Raw genomic sequence first — 17,382 nt, 5'->3', positions numbered from 1 at the left:
ATCTGGCTCTGTCAAGCCGTTGACCGCTATGAAAAGGGATGGCTACCGCTCCATATCCACTGATGACCAATGACCAATGACCAATGACCACTAACCACTGACCACTCAAAGGCTGCAAAAGGGGATGGCTACCGCTCCATATCCACTGCCCCCATCAGCTTCAGGCTGGTTTTTTGTGCCTCGGTTAGCCCTGTCGCGGCGGTAATATTGGTTCCTTGGTAAGGGCGCAGTCCCCTCAAAAGCTTGAGGCATTCGCCGGTGGAGATGTCCCAGAGGCGAATGGTTTCATCTTCGCTACCGCTAATCAGAATCGGCTGGGGCTGTGGGGCATGGGAAAAACCAGGGTGGTTCATCGCGCTAAAGGTGAGGGACCAGATGTGGCTGGTATGCCCCTCCAGGGAAGTGAGTAATTTGCCAGTCCGACTTTCCCAGAGCCGAATGGTTGAATCTTCTCCACCACTGGCGATCACTGTACCGTCTGGACTGAAGGCAACCGCCTGGACACGGCTATGGTGTCCATTCAGGACATGCAGGCACTCACCCGTTTGCACATCCCAGACGCGGACGGTGCGATCGCGACTGGCGCTGGCAAGCCAAGCCCCATCTGGGCTAAAGGTCAAATCCCAGATCCGCTCTGTGTGTCCCTCCAACCTCTGAATTCCTTTGCCTGATGTGGCTTCCCAGAGTTGAATCACCGGGTCATCCCCAGCACTGGCAAGGAGTTGCCCATTGGGGCTGAAGGCAGTTGAAAAAATGCGTCCCCTGCCTTCCCGAAGAATATTACGGCATTCTCCGGTGGCAACATCCCACAGCCGAACGGTAGAGTCAAAACTGCCGCTGGCAAGAGTAGAGCCATCGGGGCTGAACTGGACTGAGCAGATCCAGTGGGTATGTCCCTTCAGGACATGCAGGCAATCACCAGTGTGAACATTCCACAGCCGAATTGTTTGGTCAAACCCACTGCTGGCAAGCAAGGCTGGCGTATTTCCCGGCAATGGGGCTGGAGCAAAGGCAACAGCAAGGACCCAGTTGGTATGCCCATGCAGGGTTTTGAGGCATTCTCCAGAGTCCATGTTCCAGAGTCGAATCAGATTGTTTGCGCTGCCACTTGCCAGGATCGGAGTGATCTGAGAAATTTCTGGCTGTTGCTTGGAATGGTGACCTCCAGGGGTCTGGGGCTTTCCATCGGAGGGGGTTACTGGGATCTCTGGTTGTCCCTGATTGGCTCCTGGCTGACAGGGGCGGATTGTGACCGTTAGAACCGCATCACTGTAACCCTTCAGGGTGGTCAAACACCGTCCGGTACGGCTATCCCAGAGCTTGATTTGCTGATCCAGGCTACCGCTGGCAAGCAGGTGATTGTTGGAGTAAGCGATCGCCCAAACATGATTTTTATGTCCTCGCAGGATCTTGAGGGATTCTCCAGTACGGCTGTCCCAGAGGCGAATGGTATGGTCTTCGCTGCCACTGGCAATCCGATAGCCATCGGGGCTATAAACGACGGAGCGGACATAGCGGGTGTGCCCTTCTAGCTGGTTAAAGCAGACCCCATCGGACAGTCGCCACAGCTTAACCGTGGCATCGGCTCCGCCCGTAGCAAAAGTTTGCCCATCGGGACTGGTCGCGATCGCCCAAACTCCCCGGCTCTGGGCATTCAGGGTTTGCAAGCATTCCCCCGTATGGGTATCCCAGATCTTCAAACAATCATCCCCACCGCCGCTGACCAGCCGTATCTGACTCAAACCCGACTTGCCCGCCCGCAATTCTGGTGGCATTACAGGCACAAAGGCAAGCCCGCCTACCCAGTTCTGATGCCCGATGAGAGTTTGCAAGCATTTTCCGGTAGCCGGTTCCCAGAGCTTGACCGTACCATCGGCGCTGCTGCTTGCCAGTAAAGTTCCATCCGGGCTAAACACAACCGCCAGTGTCCAATCACAATGTTCCTCCAGGGTTTGCAAGCATTGTCCGGTTTCCGTATCCCAGAGTCGAATGCAGGCATCTTCACCGCTACTAGCCAGGAGACTACCATCGGGGCTGAGGGCAACACAGCTACCCCAGCTAGTCTTAGTCCGAAACTTAAGCCACTTTTTACCCTGATCAATTTGCCACAGGTAGATATCACTCATATCAGTTGCCGCCAGGAACCTGCCATCGCGGCTCAGATCGACGGACCAGATGTTGCCCAGAGTTTCTGTAAACACTGATTTAGTGAGGTCTGTATGGGCAAAGTTAACTCCATGCAGAGGCACGCCTTGAAGATCTGCCTGCCACACCACCAAATTAGAAAAGTCATAGCCGCTCAGATCGATGTTGAGGTGACGCATCAGGTTAAGCAAATTACCCGCTGCGTATCCCGGCGTGTGGGCAAACTCTGCCCGTAGTTTCTGGAGGATTTGCTTTAGCTTCCGTTCGACATTTTTGAGGGTGTGGAGTTGTTCGTAGAGGCGATCGCCAATTCGCTGCAAAATAATCCGCACCTGGCTTTCCCGGATGTAGCTTTTGGTCTGTGCTTTGATGAATCCATGGCTCATTAACAGGTTAATGTCCTCGGCGCAAATTTCCTGGCAGACCTGTTCCACAAACTGCTCAATCAGGTACTCCATCACGACGGGTTGTTGGGTAAACCCGTGGGGACTGCATTCAATCACAAACCGTCGCCCCAGCGATTTGAGCACTTCTGGCAACTGGCGCTTGAGGCTGGGAGAAAGGATGTCATCGCGCAGATCGGACAGGGACACCAATTCCCGATTAATTGCCAACCAGTACATCACGTCTTTTTCGGCATCAGACAGACGGTCAAGCTGGCGATGCAGCAGATCCCGAATGTCATCAAAGACCAGGGCACCCTGGTTGAGGGCATCCAGAAATAAAGAAACCTTACTGTTAAACAGATCTTTAATCACCGAAGCTACCATCTTCAGTGCCAGAGGATTACCCGCGTAGTGCCCGATCAGGTGTTCCCATTCGGTGGCTGATGCAGAGAAGCTACCCCGGATTTTGAACAATCCCTGCACATCCTGGCTGGTCAATCCTTGCAGTGGAAAGGATCGGACTGGGGTGTATTCCCCTGCTTGAATGTCTACTTCCTTCGGTTCTTCTCGACTGGTCAACACCAGGCAACTCTGGTGGGCAACCTCTCCTACCAGCATCAAAAGTTCACCGTAGTCTTCGTAGCCTTCCCGATAATGTCCGGCGGGGTGGCTGTTTCCCGGATGAGATAGACCATCTTGCAAAATCATTTCAGCGTTGTCGAGGATGAGCAAACAGCGGCGCTGCTTCAGATACTCCATTAACTGAGACAGTTTGCCATCAACACTTTCTGCGATCTCAACGCCTTCACCATTGGCAAAAAATTGGAGCAGGTTAGTCAGTAGCTCCCTCAGGGGTGGAGCATTGCGCAGCGATCGCCAGATCAGCCAGTCAAATTCTTCCTGCACCTGCTGTGCCAGCTTGACAGATAGGGAGGTTTTACCAATGCCGCCCATTCCCAAAATGGCAACCAAACGGCAGCGTTGGTTCTGCCTCTCCGGAGAAGAATCGCCCACAATCCACTGGGACAACGTAGATAGTTCGTCCGTGCGTCCAAAAAAAGTTGAAACATCAACCGCCTCTCCCCAATCGCGGTGCCTGACATCTGGGGGAGGAGCAGCGGGGCGCTTGGAGTGATGACGCACCCACCGCCCAATCACTGCCTTAAAGTTTTGTCGAGTCACCTGTTCAGCAAAAGCATCGGATAACAACCGCCAGATCTGGGCACCGACCGCACGAATATATTCAGTTGCAAAATTCCAGTCTTCTGCAATTTCAGAATAGGTTTTTCCTGACCATGCCTGCCGAAAGACTAATTCTTGAGTGTCATTCAGCCGAACAGGGTGTAAAACGTTATCAATAATCGTCAGGGCTTCTTCAAGAGTCATCTTCAAAGCACACCCGAAACTTACTTTAATTAAACGGAACGTAGTAGTCAGTTTGCTCACCCGTTTTGATGAGGTAAACACTGAAAACAACTGCTATAAACGTAAAGATGAGTGCATAAGAAACATCCTTTTGATTGCTTCTTTCATTGCGACCACCCTAAGTTCAAATCACTTTAACATCACATCTTCGACTCGTTATTGTGTCTGATTGAACCAGATTCTGCCATTACCCGTCGGGGTAGTTTTTCTATAACGAGAGTTTCTTTGCCAATCAACAGGCTTACAAAGTTGTGTAAATAGGTGAAACTGCACCGTAAGCTAGCTACACAGCTACAGTTTCTTACAAGGAACCTATTACACTTTCTTACTGTCAAATCCAGATCTGACCGTTAAAGTTTGGATAAAGACAACAGTAAGACAGTCAACCAAGAATGGAGTGCTAGGAAGCAAGCATTATCAGTGTGAGGACGATTTCAACCTATTTGCTTTCAGTTCAGGTGGGGCGTTCATGAGTTCCCCAACTGATTGATTTAATTTGTCCAATTTAACAATTCATCCAAGCCCCCGGAGTGAATGATGAGTCTTTCAGATGTGAATCATCCTTTAGAAGGTTCCGAAACCTTTCTTCAAGCTGTTTTAGAAGGCTTTGTCGATGGCATTTTAGTGTTAACTGATCGGCAAGAAGTCATGTACGCTAACGCAACCGCTGACTCGATCTGTACCCAACTCGACAAAGAGAAGATAACCCCATTGCCCAAAGAGCTTCAGCAGGTTTGTACGGCACTGGTTGAAAGTAAAGATCTGTATGGCGATCGCCCCCTGATGATTGAGTCAGATGTGGATACTGGAAAAACCACCCTGCGCATCCGGGCACAGTGGCTCAAATTACAAACTGCTCAGCATCCCTGTATTTTGTTACGGCTGCAAGACCAGGATCAGGCATCTCAGGGATTGGCGATCGCGGAGGCACAGAAATGGAACCTGACCCCGCGTGAAACCGAGGTCTGGCTCCTGCGTCGGGCAGGTTGCAAGCGGCGGGAAATTGCAACGGAGTTGTATATTGCAGAAGACACCGTCAAGAAACACCTGAAAAATATCCAGTTCAAGCGCCAGTCTGTGCTGGATGAGGAAGAGTGGCAGTCGAGTCAGGCATCTTGAGAGTGGAGAGTTGAAAGTTGAGAGTTGAAAGTTAAGATTTGGAAACATTGAGTCTCTTTTCTTTATTCCTCTCTGTTGATTCTCAATTTTTAATCTCAACTCTCCACTCTCAATTCCCCCTCCTCCAATGACTATTTCTCTCTCTCTAGATGCCCTCGATCGCTATCGGCAACAATTTCCAGGACTGCGAAATAAGGCGTATTTCAATTACGGTGGACAAGGTCCGATGCCGGAGGTCGCGATCGCGGCGATTCTTCAGTCTTATCAGCAGGTGCAGGAGTTGGGTCCGTTTTCGGGTAAAGCCTATGCCTGGGTTGTGGAGCAGATGGAGGCACTCAGACGGGACATTGCGGCTGAACTGGGAACCTCACCCGAAACGATTACTCTGACAGAGAATGTCTCGGTGGGTTGCAACATTGCCCTCTGGGGAATTGATTGGCAACCCGATGACCACTTGCTGATCACGGACTGTGAACATCACAGTGTGATTGCGGCTGTGCAGGAAATTCAGCGTCGGTTTGGGGTTGAGGTTTCAACCTGTCCCTTGGGGGAAACACTGAATCAAGGTGATCCAGTGGAGGCGATCGCCCGTTATCTGCAACCGAATACCCGTTTGGTTGCCCTCAGCCATATCCTGTGGAACACTGGACAGGTTTTGCCTTTAGCGGAGATTGTGTCCGTTTGCCATCGCCATCCCAGCCATTACCCGGTCAGAGTTTTGGTTGATGCGGCGCAATCGGTGGGCGCGATGCCCCTTTGCCTGGATGAATTGCAAGCAGATTTTTATGCTTTCACCGGGCACAAGTGGTGGTGCGGTCCAGAGGGGCTAGGTGGACTGTATATTCGACCAGAAGCCAGGGACAACCTTCATCCAACCTTCATTGGATGGCGTGGTGTTACCACCGATGGAGCAAGTTACCCAACCGGATGGAAACCGGATGCACGGCGGTATGAGGTGGCAACCTCCGCCTTTCCCCTGTTTGCCGGACTGCGGGCGGCGATCGCGCTCCATTCCCAGTGGGGCACCCCCCAGGAACGGTACCAGCGGATTCAAACCTTGAGCCGCTATCTCTGGGAGCAACTGATGGATTTGCCCCATGTTTCCTGCCTGCGGCAGTTTCCTCCAGATGCGGGACTGGTCTCGTTTCAGCTACCGGGTCAGTCCCACAAGCAACGGGTGCAATATTTAGAAAATCAGAACATCATGGTTCGGACCATTCTGAACCCTGACTGTGTTCGCGCCTGTGTTCACTATTTCACCCTGGAGTCTGAAATCGACCAGTTGGTTGAAGCAATTCAGGAAAGTTTTCTCTATTGAACCTTTTGCCCTGATTTTCCGTCTAACTCTATAACAACCACGTCACTGATTTGGCGTTGCTGAATAGCAGGATGAATTGGAACAAAGTTTCAATTCATCCAAGCTCTAATTCGTACCCAGAATCAGCAACGCCCTGATTTCCTAACCTGAGGTAGCCCCCGGTTTCTGACAAAATAACTGGGGCAATGAGAGCAAGTCTAACAAGAAACTGAGGAGATCTTTGTTGCCTTGCTTGGGCAATTTCTGGTTGCTATGGATTTGTTACACCTGTGAGTTTACTGGACAGAACAATGAATGCCCCAATTTTTAACGGACGGATAATTTTCAATCTTCTGGTTGTCTTCATGAGTGTGGGAACGATCGCGGCGGTTTCTCCCATGCCTGATGGAGTACCACCCATCGTTGGCTCTACGATCAATATTCCCCTGGATAAAGACATGCTGGGTGTGTTTCTGGCAAAGTGAAGCAGCAGGGGGCAGGAGTCCTGGAAGTTAGATCGGTAAGCGATCGCAACTCATGAACAAGGGCAGAGATTTACCCTACCATCCTTCCTCCCTGACCCGACACCTTCTACTGGCGAACAAAACCCGCACTGATTCCCCGTTCTGGGTCTTTTAGAAACACGTCTGGATTGACTAAGGTTGTGCAAGGAATTGGGGTACTCCAGCACAGTTCATCTGGCTGCTCTGGAGACCAGTAGAGAAAGTTGGGGGCTTGTCTCTGGACTACCGGAACACGCCTGAGGGGTGGGGGCAAAACAAGTCGGGATAGGGAGTTGCCATGCAAAGTAACCGCGACCAGCAGGGCAGGTAGTGCAACGGCGATCGCCCACCTGACCTTGAACCTTTGGATCAGGTCAGGGTAGCGATTCCAACGGAGTTTAGCTGAAACCCAATCATGACAGACCAGTGCCACCGACAGGGCTGGTAACAGGATGAGATAGGACAGGGAGAACCGGAAAAAGGGGGCTGTTTTCAGGAAAAATGTGATGCCAGTGATCGCGATCGCGATTACCCAATATTTTCCTGCATCACTTTCGGTTGCTCTTCGCCTGAACAGATAAACCAGGCAAAAACCATTGACGATCAGCATGAACGCCATAAAGCGGGTGGTGGTGGATGTGTTTAACCACCGCCAGGATGCCCACAACCAGCGCGGCATTCCGGCTGGTGGCTCACCAAACCAGGAATTCCATCCATGGGTGGCTTCAGCGGTTTTCTGGGCAACTGTTAATGGCAATGACCAGGGCAAATCGAAACAAAGAACGGAAGAGGGGTAGAGGGGACAACCGGAAGTCTTAATATTATAGGCAAACACAGGGATCAGCAACAGGATTGCGATCGCGCTGGCAACCACGAATCGATGGAGCTTAAACCCTTTCCTGTAACTGTAAAACAGGCTGGCAACAAACAGGAGCGGAATTGCCGTCAGCTTCATCGTAACCGCCCCGATCGCCAGGAACAGAGGAATTAGCTGAATATTCAGAAACTTCTGTTCTGAATATTCAACATTGATTGCTTTACTGTTGCAAATGGTTAGAAAGCACCAGGCAATCACACTTACCAGGAGTAGCACTGGTATATCCGGCGAGGGCGATATAACAATAGTATTGACTCCATCCAGCCGCGCAATGGGTGGAATCATGAGCAAGAAGATAACCATAAACCAATCGCTGATGGTTCCCTCTTGTTGCAGTATCCGGTTGGAGTGAAGCAGGAATTGGCAGACCACAAGCAACAAAGCAAACCCATTGGTCATTGCAGTGGCTCGTGCATTCAGTAGTTCTGGATTCAATGGAGCGGCTAAGGCAAACCAGGAGGATGTAAATCCATAGTTTGCAAATATAAGGGCAATACCACGAACACTACCGTACTGGGCAAGCCACTGAATGTTGCCATAGTGATAAAGCCCTGTGTCGATCCAGGTCACTTCTTGAGTCATCCAGGTAGCTACCACAATCATCACTGCCAGCAATCCTGCCAGGAGCTTGCGAAGGTCTCCCTGGGTAGGTTGGGTTGAGGCAGGAAACCCAACATCTGCATGGGATACTGCCAGAAGTTTGCGGGAGTTTCCTGATCGTAGAATATTGGCAAGTTCTGTGCGGCTGGCGCGAAATGCTAACGCGCACAGGCACAGAATGAATGCCACGATCGCTCCAACCAGGGGTGACAGCGGCAGAAACAGGGAAGTGGTAAACAGGGCAATGGTCAGTGTAACCACGCCTAACCATTCTGCTATTATCAGGCGATCGCCAATCTGGTTGAAGCGGTCTGCCCTCAAACCATTGAGCAACCCCAGCCCAATAATGCCACTAATGATTAGGAGTAGGGTCCAGACCGCAATGAAATAGAGCATGGAAGCGCCTAAATGATGTCTATGGCTGTGTGTTAACTCCCAAGTTTAACGGATCGGATGGGTGCTGTCGTTTCTCCCAAAAGAAGCCAAACACGTTGGCAACCTGGGACAGAAATAGCAGGCAGGTCAGCAGCAACGCCGAGGGGGGAGCCGTAACCCCAAACGGATGGGTGAGAAGTTGAAAGTAGAAGGTCAGAGGTTCCACCTTCATCGGATCGCAATTGCGCCGCGATCGCACTTGATGGAAACAAAACGCACCCCGACCATAGTTAAAATGCTGTCGCCAGAAGGATTTGAGCGACAGTTTGTGAAAGTGATGAATCTGCACTTTGGGCGCATAAACCATGCGATAACCATGATGCAGCCAGCGATCGCACAATTCCCGATCTTCCCCCGCCGCCAGCGGAAACGAGGTGTCAAAACCGCCCATTGCCTGAAAGCGATCGGCAGGTAAGGCAAAGTTATTGGAAGCAAAAAATTTAGACTGATGCCAATTCGCGTTGTAATAGCCGTACAGATAATCAATTAACACCTGGCTGGCAGTGGAAAACAGGTTATCTGGTAGGGCATTCAGGGTTTTGCCCCCAACTAGACTATCAGGCGTTTTGGCAAAACAGGTTTCCAATGCCTTCAGCCAACCAGGTGTTGGGGCACAGTCATCATCGGTAAAAACCAGATATTTTCCCCTGGCATGGAAGGCTCCCGCATTACGCGCCTTCGCTGGTCCACTATTGGACTGCCGGATAAATCTGAGATTCAAGTTGGCACAAAAAGGAGAAATAACTGGTTCCATTGAGGTTTCACTCCCGTCATCCACCACAATTACTTCAAAGCGATCGCGGGGATAGTTCAGCCGATCAAGCGCCTGTAAACAGTTCGTCAATCGTTCAGGGCGCGCATAGGTGGGAATGATAATGGAGAAGAGAATGGATGGGGTTTTCATGGCTTTGTTCCTCACTCTCCAATGCGGCTGTAGCGATCGCTGACGAAGCGGTTTAGCAGGCGATCGCCGTGAATGAAAACCTTCTCCAGGCGATGGCTGTGCCGACCGAGTAGCAGGCTTTTGACGAGGGGTTTGATGTATGCCTTGTGCCGCCGAAAGCCTAATTTCTCATACCGTTTTTGGAAGTATTTATCATCGGTTAAATCCCATTTGCTGCGGAAGTGCTTGAGGCTGGCCAGATCCCAGGCATCGCTCCAGCGCAGCATGAAGAAGGGCAGGTCAGACCACTGGAGGGGGGGACCCGGAACGTAGGTGACGATGACGGAACGTTCTGCATAAATGGTGCCACCGGCACGAGTCACCAGCATACAAAAATCGAGGTGTTCACGGGTGCTAAGTAAGTTTTCATCCAGCGGTCCAGTGCGTTCAAAGATGGCAGTCCGAGCCAGCATACAGTGGAACTCCACATAGTCACACTGGGTTTGCTGGAGGCGATCGCTCACTTCTCCCACACGCCGATTGGCAAAATCGCTCTTGTGGTGGAACCGGCGCACGACAGTATTTTCGACTGCCTCTTCCTTGATATAGGTTTTTCCACCAGGATTGTGAACCATTTCGTGAATTGGTTGCCCAATGCAGGTCAGCGGTCCCACCACAGCGGCTCCGGTTTCTTCGGCACATTGGATGAGTCCCTGTAACCAGCCCGGTGTCACTATCACATCATTGTCAATGAAGACGACATAGGGAGTGCTAACCTGGCGCAAACCAAGGTTTCTGGATTGATTGGGGGAGAGGTAGCGATCAACTCTGATTAGTTGAAACTTCTTTTCCTGAGATTGTTGTTCAAGATATTGCTGAATGTGTGCAGGAGAACCCCCATCAACATAGACCAGATTGAATGGAATATCTGTGTACTGGTATATGCTTTCCAATGATTCACGAGTATAGCTAAACCGTTCGCGAGGAACGACAACAATCGTGACCTGGGGTTGACTAACCTGTGAAGTTTCCATTGGGAGATCTCCTGAGAATGGATTGAACGAATTGGTTTAATGGTGAAAATTCAACTGCTCTTAGATGGCTCTATGAGCATTCTCCATGAGTCTTCGCGCAGGCTTTTTAGCAGAGGCAGGGTGATGCGCCGGAGGACATAACGGGGGTGGATTTGCAGTGCCCGTAACAGGTTTAACAATGCTGCCTGACGCTGACCCAATTCGTAGGATATAAGGGCATGGTTGTAGATAAATTCAGCAAACATTTTGGGGTGGGCATTGAAAATTGGTTGATGTTTGCGGACAAGCTGATTAAAACTGACCTGACGGAAAGTGGGGTCGCGAGAAATACGCGGACCTTCATGCACCAACTGTTGATAGGTCACAGTCGGCAAACCGAGAATGGAGCAAACGGGATTCAAGCGCAAAAAGATTTCGGTATGCACACGGGATTGGAACGATTCGTCATACCCACCCAGACTGAGCAGCAATTCACGCTCCACCACCAGGGTTTGTTTGGAGAGAAAGGAGTGCCCTGGTTCGATCGCCTCCAAAAAGAAATGCTTTCCCTTTGGTAGCGTTGGGGGAATACGTGTCTGTTTCACCTGCCCATTCAGACCCATCACTTCTAATCCAGATAGCACGGCAACGGGTGGGGGCAGGGTGGTTTGGGCGAGGGCAGCCAGGGAAACTTCTGCCATGTGGGGTAATAATTGGTCATCGTCATCCAAGTAGGTAATCCAGCGTCCGTGAGCGGCTCTGGCTCCGGCATTGCGGGCGGCGGCAGTGCCCCGATTTTCGGGGAGGCGAACCAGGCGCAGGCGGGGGTGATCTGGTAACTGGACTGGCTCCGGTGAACCGTCATCAACCACCACCACTTCAGATGCCTCCACCGTTTGGTTGAGCGCACTGTCTACGGACCGTGGCAGCAGTTGAGGGCGATGGTAGGTTGGAATGATGATGCTAATCAGCGGGTTCATAATCAAGTCAGGAAGAAGTTTTAGAGCTTTTTGATGTCCCAGGAGCGGGGTTGGTAGAAGAAGCAACGACTGGTCGATCGCGTGGATTCCACCTGGAATCGGAAAGATTGCACTTTATCGAAGGTAAAGACACCTCGTTTGAGATAAACATTGGCGCTGTAAACCCCTGGCAGCATGCAACAGTAGGGCAGGTGCAACCGGATTTCGGAGTGACCGGGAGCGACTTCCAGACATTCGTGGTCACTGGCGGAGGTCATGGTCAATACGCGATCGCCACCTGCCGAAGCCGAGGAGATGGATAGACCGACATTCAGGTTGTCAACGAAATCATGCGCCTGACATTCGACACACAGGTAGACCGGCTCTCCAGTTTTGAGCGTTTCTACCAGATTTCCGGCTTCATCTTTAAAGCAGAGAGAGCGGATATCCAATCCCCGACTTTCGGCGATCGACTTTTCGGGCAGAACCATTCGTCCCAATGCTTTTTCGGTGCCATCCAGACGCAAATCCGCTTCGTATTGGCGAATCACTTCCTGGGAGTCACCCTGGGCAATTAACGTGCCATTTTTGATGTAAATTGAAGTGTCACAGACATTCAAAACGTGGTAGGGATTGTGGGAAACCAAAATAAACGCTGTTCCTTTTTCCCGCAGTTGAGCCAGCCGCTGGTGGCATTTCATTTTGAATTTAATGTCGCCCACTGCCAGCACTTCATCAATCAGCAAAATATCGGGATCAATATAAACAGCACAGGCAAATCCCAATCGGGCTGCCATACCCGAACTATAGGACTGCACTGGAGCATCAATCGCTTCTGCAATTTCGGCAAAATCAACAACAGCATCAAAGCGTGCCTTAATTTGTTGAGTCGAAAGACCCAGAATAGACATATTGGCGTAAATGTTTTCGCGTCCAGTCAAGATGGGGTTAAAACCGGCTCCCAATGCGATCAAGGGGGCGATTCGTCCTCGCAACCGCACCTGTCCAGTGTCCGGTTTAATTAAGCCACTAATGATCCGCAGAAGCGTACTTTTACCGGCTCCATTGGCACCCACTAAACCGAGCGCCTCACCCCGCCGAAGCTGAAAGTGAATATCCTTCAGTGCCCAAAATTCACTTTGACGCAGTACTCCACTCTTGCGTCTGCCGCCGGTCAGGTCTGTGGCAATGTCCTGGACTCCGTAGAACAGCGATCGCTTTAAGTTGCGGCAGAACTTTTTAGAAACCCCTTCTACCGAAATCACCGTATCGTCTGTTTCCAGGGAAATGGGAATCGTTGGCTGGGAAATTTGAAGCACCATCAGGAACTCACCCGCTCAATCACATAGGGCATTGCTACTCGAAACGCAATCCAGGTCAGGATTAATCCAATCAAGGTAAATCCGCTCACTAACCAGAAACCCGGCACTTCAGTTAGTACACCTGTAGTTGCCAGTTCTCGCGTCGTCACCAGCAGCGGTGTTACTGGATTGAATTGCACCAATGCCCCAAACAATCCTTCCCTGGGGACGGGGTAAACCACTGGTGTAATAAACAGCCAGAATCCTGTGAGCATACTCAAACTCCTGGAAACATCTTGATACAGCACCCCAACCGGAGCCAGCAAGACTCCCACCAGTGTTCCCAGCATGACCAGGTGAATCAGGGCAACCGGAGCCAGAATCAGCGTCCAGCCAACCGGCACCCGAAAGTAGAGAAACAGTGCCACAATCAACACCAGCTTGATGGCAAAGTTGAACCCCACCTCTCCTATCTTTGCCAGCACGATCGCCTCCCTGGGAAAATTCACCCTGGACAGCATGGGTTTTGCCAGGGCGATCGCCTGCACTGGACCTGTGACTGACTCAACAAAGGTTTGCCAGAGAGCAGTACTGAACATGACATAGGCGGGATAGGGAATATCGGTTTCGCCCACGGTAAAGACATTGGCATTCTTTGCCAGGGTAAAGCCGATCGCCATCCCAATTGGCGGCAGGAATGCCCACAGGACTCCTAGCATGGCTTGCCGATATTGGGCGCTGATATCACGTACCATCAACCGCCACGCCAGTTCGCGGGAGGCAAGCAGGTCATGCCACATGGACTGGAATAGGAAGCGGGGACGCCTTAGTAAGCTATCGGGAGTGTAGATGATTTCGGGGGGCATGGGAGGGGGAGGAGAGGTTGGTAGTTGATTAGTTGTTGGTTGTTGGTTGTTAGTAGGGAAGGGGAGGGAGAGAGGGGGAAAGGGGAGAGGGGGGAGAGCCAACCGCTAACCGCTAACAGCCAGGAAACGTTCTGCCAGGTCAAGGGGGTTTGGAACCTGACAGAACGGTTTTTAACAGGGGTGGGGGGGAAGGGGGATGGAAGTAGCGTTGTTGGGTTTTGGTGTGGCGGTGGGTGAGGTAGTGGTTGAAGGGGTGTTCGAGTCTGGCAAGGGCGCGGGTCAGGAGGGGGCTGCCAATGCCGAAGGTAAGTTTGCGGACGAGGGGTTCCAGGATGGTGCCGTAGCGTCGCCAGCCCAGACGTTTGTACTTAGTTTGGAAGTAGCCATCTTCTGAGAGATTCCATTTGTCGCGCAGACGGTGCAGGCTGGCAAGAGTCCAGGCATCGCTCCAGCGCAGCATGTAGTAGTGCAGATCGGTCCATTCCAAAGGTGGTCCAGGAACGTAGGTGACTAAGCAGGCAGGTTCAAAGTAAACGGTGCCGCCTGCTCCACGAACACCCATGCAGAAGTCTAAATGCTCTTTGGTATTGAGGATTTGTTCATCCAGGGAACCCAGGCGATCGCACACCTGTGTTCGCACCAGGACGCAATGAAATTCTGCTAATTCAGTTTCTTGACGCTGTAACTGAGGGCGCAGTTGATCAACGGCATGTCCCTGCTGATACATCTTTTCCCGCAGGCGGTGTCTGCCAGTGCGGTCAACCCAAACATGAGACTCGCCTCCAGCAAAGTGAACTTCTGCATGGAGCGGTTCATGCTGACACATCAAGGGTCCTACCACCGCCGCATTGGTTTCTTCAGCACATTGCACCAGTGCCTCTAACCACCCGGGTGAAACAATAACATCATTATCGATAAAGACCACATACCGAGTTTTGACCTGTGCCAGCCCTAAGTTTCTTGCCTGGTTGGGATAAAGATAACAATCAGTCCGAATCAGTTGAAACCCTTTGTCCTGAGACTGTTCTTGCAGGTAATGCTGCACCTGAGCCGGTGAATTGCCATCCACATAGACCAGATTGAAGGGCAGGGTGGCATGGGCGTAAATACTTTCTAGCGATCGCTGGGTGCAGCTAAACCGTTCGCGGGGAACAACCACGATGGTGACTAAGGGTTCAGTGGCAGAGGTCATGTCCATTGGTTTCTTGAATGGATTAACTAACAGACTCAAGATTTAGCTGAGAAATTGATTGGATTAATAGATTGGAATCGGTATGGCTCAGATGTTGATAAATGTTGACTAGGCGATCGTTTAATTGATGAATGCTAAAGTGAGTTTCTACATAAGCGCGACCGGATGTGCCCATTGGTTCCCAATATTCTGGATGAGCCATTAATTCGCCGATTTTTGCTGCCAGAGCATCCACATCCCGTTCTGGCACCAGAAACCCAGAAATACCATCCTGTACCAGTTCTGGAATGCCGCCATGATAAGTACTGACCACGGGCAAACCCATTGCCATTGCCTCCTTCAGGACATTCACAGGTGCATCCTGATTCCCATCCTGAGCCGTCACACTGGGAGCGACAAAAATATGCGATCGCTCTAAAATCTCAATCAACTCCTGCTGTTGCTTTTGCCCCACCAGCCTCACCTGAGCCTCTACCCCTAGCTCCCAGATCAGCCCTTGCAGATGCCCTCGGAGGGGACCTTCCCCAACAATGGTGTATTCCAGATTGGGGTAGATAGACAGCAATTTTGCGATCGCCCGAATGCTGTATTCAATTCCCTTCTTTTCAACCAAACGACCTGTTGTAGTAATTCTGATGGTGCCGTCTGGGTCGGGGTAGCGCGGCTTAAAGACAAACCGACTGCAATCAATGCCTGATCCATGTACGGTAATTTTGGCAGGATCGCAACCCAACTGAACTGCCCGTCGCCGGAAAAACTCACAGTTTGTTAAAAAGAAATCTCCCTGGCGAAACAGTTGCCCATAGACCTGTTCACCCTGCTCCTGCACATAGGTACTGATGTCATAGCCACGAAACACCGTAATTAATTTGCCCTGCAACGCCCCCACATCTCGCAGGAATAGGGCAGTTAATCCATCCGTACCAAACTGAGCGTGAATGATGTCATAGGGTTCCTTGTCCAATAGCGGCGTAATCGCATACACCATCCAGAGCGAAGCTGCCCGCAGACCATATTTAAACACATTCAGCGATCGCGCCACCAATCCAGGACGCTTCAACCCATTGCGAACCAGCAGCCCCATTCCCTTCAGCAATCGCCAGATGATATTTTCGGGAATTTGCGGCACATAGTAGGCGCGATCGCACAATCGATACTGCTCCACATCCGGATGCATTTTCGATAAATCCCCAGGAAGATGAGCATAAACATCCACCTGATAACCGCGATCGATTAAGCCGGTAATCTGATTAATCACAAACGTCTCCGACAATACCGGAAACTGCCACACAACAAACGCAACTCTCATAGAACTGGTTGATTCCATAAGCCTTAACACCCTGCAATCAAGACTGGTCAATCAAGACTGGACTTCAAAAAAGCGAAACGAAGGTGTATACATCCCATGAAAAAAGGTTTGGCTTTTCCTATCCTCTTGCCGATACCCCTCCCAACTTCAAACGAATCATTTCCCACGCACTGATATAGCGAACCAACACCATTACCCAGGACACCTTCAACTTTTGATCCAGCCCTGGCAGGCGTGGATCAAATAGCGTATTCCAAAAAAACATCAGCGGTGGCACAAGCTGTTTAGCCAGTTCTATGAAAAAGAGCAGATTCCGTTGGAGGAATGAGCGATCGCCCATCTGCAAATCATAAATCCCCCCAACCAACCGTGTTGTTCGTTTATAGAGATCCCGATAGGACGATCGCGCCGGATGTAACACCTGCACATCATCTGCATACACCTGCTGATAACCAGAGGCATATACCCGCTTGCCCCATTCCAGATCTCCTCTAGACTTGAGATTTGAATTAAACCAACCCACCTGATCCATCACAGTTTTGAATGTAAACACATTCGCAGTGGCACCTGCGTTGAACTTATTCAAGAGTTGCTCTTGAGGAAATGCGGTCACTTTCTCATAAAGCGAAACTGAAGTCGCCTGATTTAGTTCTTCAAAGAATATCTCAATCCTGCCAGCTATCAATCCGCAATCCGGATTATGTACTAGATGACTCACTCCTTTTTCAATCCAATCATTTGCTGGAATACAATCTGCATCGGTGAAGGCAATAATTTCCCCACGAGCAAGCGCAATTCCACGATTACGCGCTGCATAGGAGCCGGGAGTCGATTCACAAGTGGCGATCGCACAATCAAAACCATCCACCACACCCGCAACATCTTCATCCGAACCATTATCGACCACAATCACCTCATAGCGATCGCCACAGTACGTCTGTTGATCCAGCGCTGCCAAACAACGCCTTAACCGTTTGGCATCATTGAAAACTGGAATGATCACCGATACCAGAGGTTCTAACGACGGCATCGATTGCTCACAAATTTGCGGTTGATCCTGAGTGCTAATCAT

13 protein-coding genes are annotated in these 17,382 nt (G+C 50.8%); 3 read left to right on the top strand and 10 right to left on the bottom strand.

The genetic code is table 11. The features are described 5' to 3' along the window. Positions 1-128 precede the first annotated feature (128 nt). A complete protein-coding gene (locus tag AC1S52_RS15915; RefSeq protein ID WP_482030010.1) occupies positions 129-3,917 on the bottom strand; it encodes a WD40 domain-containing protein in 3,789 nt (1,262 codons plus the stop codon). A gap of 576 nt (positions 3,918-4,493) precedes the next feature. Between AC1S52_RS15915 and AC1S52_RS15910 the strand changes: the two genes are divergently transcribed. The 3 genes from AC1S52_RS15910 (at position 4,494) to AC1S52_RS15900 (ending at position 6,857) form a co-directional block, all read left to right on the top strand. Beyond that, positions 4,494-5,075, top strand: coding sequence for a helix-turn-helix transcriptional regulator (locus AC1S52_RS15910; protein ID WP_482030009.1), 582 nt, complete (start codon positions 4,494-4,496; stop codon positions 5,073-5,075). A 127-nt stretch (positions 5,076-5,202) separates the two neighbouring features. Beyond that, a complete protein-coding gene (locus AC1S52_RS15905) occupies positions 5,203-6,393 on the top strand; it encodes an aminotransferase class V-fold PLP-dependent enzyme (protein WP_482030008.1) in 1,191 nt (396 codons plus the stop codon). Between the two features lie 290 nt (positions 6,394-6,683). Continuing rightward, a complete protein-coding gene (locus AC1S52_RS15900) occupies positions 6,684-6,857 on the top strand; it encodes a hypothetical protein (RefSeq protein ID WP_482030007.1) in 174 nt (57 codons plus the stop codon). A gap of 106 nt (positions 6,858-6,963) precedes the next feature. Here the strand turns inward: AC1S52_RS15900 and AC1S52_RS15895 are convergent, their stop codons facing one another. The 9 genes from AC1S52_RS15895 to AC1S52_RS15855 form a co-directional block, all read right to left on the bottom strand. Continuing rightward, positions 6,964-8,748 carry a DUF8201 family protein gene (locus AC1S52_RS15895; protein WP_482030006.1) on the bottom strand — a complete coding sequence of 595 codons (1,785 nt, stop codon included), beginning with the start codon at positions 8,746-8,748 and terminating at the stop codon, positions 6,964-6,966. A 19-nt stretch (positions 8,749-8,767) separates the two neighbouring features. Beyond that, a complete protein-coding gene (locus AC1S52_RS15890) occupies positions 8,768-9,691 on the bottom strand; it encodes a glycosyltransferase family 2 protein (RefSeq protein WP_482030005.1) in 924 nt (307 codons plus the stop codon). 11 nt (positions 9,692-9,702) lie between these two features. Further along, positions 9,703-10,704, bottom strand: coding sequence for a glycosyltransferase family 2 protein (locus AC1S52_RS15885; RefSeq protein WP_482030004.1), 1,002 nt, complete (start codon positions 10,702-10,704; stop codon positions 9,703-9,705). A 50-nt stretch (positions 10,705-10,754) separates the two neighbouring features. Then, positions 10,755-11,663: a glycosyltransferase family 2 protein gene (locus AC1S52_RS15880; RefSeq protein WP_482030003.1), complete on the bottom strand. Its 909-nt coding sequence runs from the start codon at positions 11,661-11,663 to the stop codon at positions 10,755-10,757. 20 nt (positions 11,664-11,683) lie between these two features. Further along, complete coding sequence (locus AC1S52_RS15875; RefSeq protein WP_482030002.1) at positions 11,684-12,964, bottom strand: ABC transporter ATP-binding protein; 1,281 nt, start codon at positions 12,962-12,964, stop codon at positions 11,684-11,686. Further along, positions 12,964-13,809 (bottom strand): ABC transporter permease, encoded by an 846-nt coding sequence (locus AC1S52_RS15870; protein WP_482030001.1) that lies wholly within the window; start codon positions 13,807-13,809, stop codon positions 12,964-12,966. Before AC1S52_RS15870 ends, AC1S52_RS15875 begins: the two co-directional genes overlap by 1 nt. 139 nt (positions 13,810-13,948) lie before the next feature. Next, on the bottom strand, positions 13,949-15,007 hold the full coding sequence (locus AC1S52_RS15865) for a glycosyltransferase family 2 protein (protein ID WP_482030000.1): 1,059 nt from the start codon (positions 15,005-15,007) through the stop codon (positions 13,949-13,951). A 16-nt stretch (positions 15,008-15,023) separates the two neighbouring features. Continuing rightward, on the bottom strand, positions 15,024-16,310 hold the full coding sequence (locus tag AC1S52_RS15860; RefSeq protein ID WP_482029999.1) for a glycosyltransferase: 1,287 nt from the start codon (positions 16,308-16,310) through the stop codon (positions 15,024-15,026). A 118-nt stretch (positions 16,311-16,428) separates the two neighbouring features. Next, positions 16,429-17,382: a glycosyltransferase family 2 protein gene (locus AC1S52_RS15855; RefSeq protein ID WP_482029998.1), complete on the bottom strand. Its 954-nt coding sequence runs from the start codon at positions 17,380-17,382 to the stop codon at positions 16,429-16,431.

The sequence above is a fragment of the Kovacikia sp. CALU 1929 genome, assembly GCF_056784235.1.
Note: the sequence above shows the minus strand (reverse complement) of the source record. Positions and strands in the feature narration are given on the sequence as shown.

Bases quoted from the DNA above. Each gene is read 5' to 3' on its own strand.
- AC1S52_RS15915 (WP_482030010.1), bottom strand. From the start codon at position 3,917: ATGACTCTTGAAGAAGCCCTGACGATTATTGATAACGTTTTACACCCT.
- AC1S52_RS15910 (WP_482030009.1), top strand. From the start codon at position 4,494: ATGAGTCTTTCAGATGTGAATCATCCTTTAGAAGGTTCCGAAACCTTT.
- AC1S52_RS15905 (WP_482030008.1), top strand. From the start codon at position 5,203: ATGACTATTTCTCTCTCTCTAGATGCCCTCGATCGCTATCGGCAACAA.
- AC1S52_RS15900 (WP_482030007.1), top strand. From the start codon at position 6,684: ATGAATGCCCCAATTTTTAACGGACGGATAATTTTCAATCTTCTGGTT.
- AC1S52_RS15895 (WP_482030006.1), bottom strand. From the start codon at position 8,748: ATGCTCTATTTCATTGCGGTCTGGACCCTACTCCTAATCATTAGTGGC.
- AC1S52_RS15890 (WP_482030005.1), bottom strand. From the start codon at position 9,691: ATGAAAACCCCATCCATTCTCTTCTCCATTATCATTCCCACCTATGCG.
- AC1S52_RS15885 (WP_482030004.1), bottom strand. From the start codon at position 10,704: ATGGAAACTTCACAGGTTAGTCAACCCCAGGTCACGATTGTTGTCGTT.
- AC1S52_RS15880 (WP_482030003.1), bottom strand. From the start codon at position 11,663: ATGAACCCGCTGATTAGCATCATCATTCCAACCTACCATCGCCCTCAA.
- AC1S52_RS15875 (WP_482030002.1), bottom strand. From the start codon at position 12,964: ATGGTGCTTCAAATTTCCCAGCCAACGATTCCCATTTCCCTGGAAACA.
- AC1S52_RS15870 (WP_482030001.1), bottom strand. From the start codon at position 13,809: ATGCCCCCCGAAATCATCTACACTCCCGATAGCTTACTAAGGCGTCCC.
- AC1S52_RS15865 (WP_482030000.1), bottom strand. From the start codon at position 15,007: ATGGACATGACCTCTGCCACTGAACCCTTAGTCACCATCGTGGTTGTT.
- AC1S52_RS15860 (WP_482029999.1), bottom strand. From the start codon at position 16,310: ATGAGAGTTGCGTTTGTTGTGTGGCAGTTTCCGGTATTGTCGGAGACG.
- AC1S52_RS15855 (WP_482029998.1), bottom strand. From the start codon at position 17,382: ATGATTAGCACTCAGGATCAACCGCAAATTTGTGAGCAATCGATGCCG.